At 71.2% G+C, this 3747-nt stretch carries 4 protein-coding genes; all 4 read left to right on the top strand.

Translation table 11 applies throughout. The annotated features are described in order from the left end of the window. A partial coding sequence (locus tag DW309_RS07320; protein ID WP_136044990.1) for a putative PEP-binding protein occupies positions 1-1284 on the top strand: 1284 nt, incomplete at its 5' end. Then, entirely contained in the window at positions 1281-2915 is a 1635-nt protein-coding gene (locus DW309_RS07315) for a PTS mannitol transporter subunit IIBC (protein ID WP_136044989.1), read from the top strand. The genes DW309_RS07320 and DW309_RS07315, both read left to right, overlap by 4 nt. Continuing rightward, positions 2912-3346, top strand: coding sequence for a PTS mannitol transporter subunit IIA (locus tag DW309_RS07310; protein WP_136030348.1), 435 nt, complete (start codon positions 2912-2914; stop codon positions 3344-3346). The genes DW309_RS07315 and DW309_RS07310 overlap by 4 nt, the downstream gene beginning before the upstream one ends. Next, a partial coding sequence (locus DW309_RS07305) for a mannitol dehydrogenase family protein (protein WP_524538333.1) occupies positions 3343-3747 on the top strand: 405 nt, incomplete at its 3' end. The genes DW309_RS07310 and DW309_RS07305, both read left to right, overlap by 4 nt.

The following is a 3747-nucleotide window of genomic DNA, read 5'->3' as shown; positions in this document are numbered from 1 at the left end:
CGCCTGCGCGGGGTCGACGCCCCCGGCGTGCCGAACCCCGGGCACCCGTTCGTGCTGGTCGCGCGCGACCTCGCCCCGGCGGACACCGCGCTGCTCGACCTCGACCAGGTGCTCGCGCTGATCACCACGGACGGCGGCCCCACGTCGCACACCGCGATCCTCGCCCGTGAGAAGGGCATCGTCGCGATCGTCGGGGCGTCCGAGGGCACCGCCCTCACCACGGGCGAGACCGTGATCGTCGACGCCGCTGCCGGCGTCGTGACCCGCGAGCCCAGCACCGAGGCCCTCGCCCGTGCCGCCGAGCGCGCCGCGGCCCGACGCTCGGCCGTCGATGCACCAGCCACTCCCGGCGCCCTCGCCGACGGCACGCCCATCGCGCTGCTGGCGAACCTGGGGAAGCCTGCAGACGCCGCCGATGCGGTCGCTCGGGGGGCCGAGGGCGTCGGGCTGTTCCGCACCGAGTTCCTGTTCCTCTCGGCGTCCCAGGCCCCGACGGTGGCGCAGCAGCGCGAGTCGTACCGCGAGCTCCTGGCGGCGTTCCCCGGCCGGAAGGTCGTGGTGCGCATGCTCGACGCGGGCGCCGACAAGCCCCTGGCCTTCCTCAACGACGCGCACGAGGAGAACCCGGCCCTGGGGCTCCGCGGCCTCCGGGCGCTGCGGGCGAGCGAGGACATCCTGCGCGAGCAGCTCACGGCGCTCGCGGAAGCCGACGCCGAGACCGACGCCGACCTGTGGGTCATGGCGCCCATGGTCGCGACGGTCGAGGAGACCGTGTACTTCACGGGACTCGCACGCGAGTACGGGCTGAAGACCGCCGGGGTCATGGTCGAGGTCCCGTCCAGCGCCCTGCTGGCCGACCGGGTGCTCGCCCACGCGGACTTCGCCTCGATCGGCACCAACGACCTGACGCAGTACACGATGGCGGCCGACCGCCTGCTCGGCTCGGTCGCGTCGTTCCAGGACCCGTGGCACCCCGCGGTGCTCCGGCTGGTGCGCGAGGTCGGCGCGGCCGGTGCCCGTCTCGGCAAGCCCGTGGGGATCTGCGGGGAGGCCGCGGCCGACCCCCTCCTCGCCGTCGTGCTCGTGGGTCTCGGTGCGACCAGTCTCTCGATGGCGCCGTCCGCGTTGGCCGACGTGCGCCGCGCCCTCTCCGAACGCACCGCATCCGACGCGCTCAGCCTGGCGGAAGCCGCGCTGGACGCCGACGACGCCTCCTCCGCCCGAACCGCCGTGGCGACCCTCGCCGCGGCACTCCCCCCTCACCAGAAAGAGACGACATCATGACGACGACGTCACCTGCCGCCACGAGACCCGGCGGCCTCCGCCTGGGTGTCCAGCGCTTCGGCACCTTCCTCTCGGGCATGATCATGCCGAACATCGCGGCCTTCATCGCCTGGGGCTTCATCACGATGCTCTTCATCCCCGCCGGCTTCTTCGGCGCGGACAGCCCCTTCGGCTGGCACTGGGCCGGGGTCGCCGAGATCATCGGCGGCGGCGGCGACTCGGCCGCGATCGGCTGGCAGGGTGCCATGACCGCGGTGGCCGAGGGTGACGGCGGCAACATCCTGGCGTACGTCGGGCTGGTCGGCCCGATGGTCACCTACCTGCTGCCGCTGCTGATCGCCAACACCGCGGGCCGCCTGGTCTACGGCGAGCGCGGTGGCGTCGTGGCCACGATCGCCACGGTCGGCGTGATCGTCGGCACGAACATCCCGATGTTCCTCGGCGCCATGATCATGGGACCGATCGCCGCATGGCTCACGAAGCAGATGGATCGCCTGTGGGACGGCAAGATCCGCCCCGGGTTCGAGATGCTCGTGAACAACTTCTCGGCGGGCATCCTCGGCATGATCCTCGCGATCGTCGGCTTCTTCGCGTTCGGACCGGTCATGCTCGGCATCAGCACCGCGCTGGGCGCCGCCGTCGACTGGCTCGTGGGCCTGAACCTGCTGCCGCTGGTGTCGATCATCGTCGAGCCCGCGAAGGTGCTGTTCCTCAACAACGCCATCAACCACGGCGTGTTCACCCCGCTCGGCATCGAGCAGGCGACCGAGACCGGCAAGTCGATCCTGTTCCTCATCGAGGCGAACCCCGGTCCGGGCATCGGCCTGCTGCTGGCGTTCAGCTTCTTCGGGGTCGGTGCCGCGCGGGCGTCCGCGCCCGGTGCCGCGATCATCCAGTTCTTCGGCGGCATCCACGAGATCTACTTCCCGTACGCGCTGAGCAAGCCGGCAACGATCCTCGCCCTGATCGCGGGTGGAGCGACCGGTGTGACCACGAACATGCTTCTCGGCGGAGGCCTGGCCTTCCCCGCGGCGCCCGGCAGCATCATCGCGGTGACCGCCGCGGCGATCGGCCCCGGCGTCGCGAACCTGCTCGTGGTCTACCTATCCGTCATCCTCGCTGCGGCCGTCACGTTCCTGCTCACCGCCGTGATCCTGCGGGCCTCGCGCAAGCGCGACCTCGCGGCGGAGGGCGACACGTTCGGCGCGGCGATCGCGCAGACCGAGGCGAACAAGGGCAAGTCGTCCGCTGCGATGGACGCGCTGCGCACCTCGTCGGGTGCTGCCACCGCCACCGCCGCGACCGAGGCGCCCGCGACCGTGGTCGCCGACCGGCCGATCTCCACGATCGTGTTCGCGTGCGACGCGGGTATGGGTTCCTCGGCGATGGGCGCCAGCGTGCTCCGCAACAAGATCAAGAAGGCCGGGATCGAGGGCGTCACCGTGACCAACGCGGCGATCGCCAACCTCGACGGCACCGCCGATCTGGTGATCACGCAGCAGCAGCTCACGGAGCGGGCGCAGACGAAGTCGCCGAACTCCATCCACGTCTCCGTCGACAACTTCATGAACTCGCCGAAGTACGAAGAGGTCGTCGAGATGGTCAGGGAACAGCGAAAGGACGAAGAATGAGCGTGCTCACCCTCGAGCAGATCCGGATCCACCCGTCGGGTGCGACGCGGGACGACGCCCTCCAGGAGGCGACGGACATCCTCGTCGCCGCCGGAGCGGTCACCCCCGCCTACGTCGACGCGATGCGGCAGCGCGAGCAGACCGTGTCGACCTACATGGGCAACGGGCTCGCGATCCCGCACGGCACCAACGACGCGAAGGACGCCATCCTGGCCTCGGCCCTCTCGGTCGTGCGCTACGACGGCGGCGTCGACTGGGACGGCGAGCAGGCGACCTTCGTGATCGGCATCGCCGGTGTCGGGGACGAGCATCTGGAGATCCTGTCGCGCATCGCGATCCTGTTCTCGGACGAGGACGACGTCGCGAAGCTCGCCGCGGCGCAGACCCCGGAGGAGCTCTACACGCTCCTGTCGGAGGTGAACGAGGCATGAAGGCGGTCCACTTCGGGGCCGGCAACATCGGGCGCGGATTCGTCGGCCTGCTGCTGCACGAGGGCGGGTACGAGGTCGTGTTCTCGGATGTCGCCGGGGCTCTCGTCGACGCCATCAACGCGGTCGACGAGTACACCGTGCACGAGGCCGGCCCCGGGGGGACCGATCACGTCGTCACCGGGTTCCGCGCGGTGAACAGCCGCACCGACCCCGATGCCGTCGCGGAGGAGGTGGCGACCGCGGACGTCGTCACCACGGCCGTGGGACCGACGGTGCTGCGCTTCGTGGCGCCGTCGATCGTCGCGGGGCTCGCGCTCCGCTCCCCCTCGGCCGCGCCGCTGCAGGTCATGGCGTGCGAGAACGCGATCGGCGCCACCGACCAGCTGCGCGCCGATCGCGTT

This window comes from Microbacterium sp. K41, from assembly GCF_004794395.1.
GTDB classification, from domain to species: domain Bacteria; phylum Actinomycetota; class Actinomycetes; order Actinomycetales; family Microbacteriaceae; genus Microbacterium; species Microbacterium sufflavum.
Note: the sequence above shows the minus strand (reverse complement) of the source record. Positions and strands in the feature narration are given on the sequence as shown.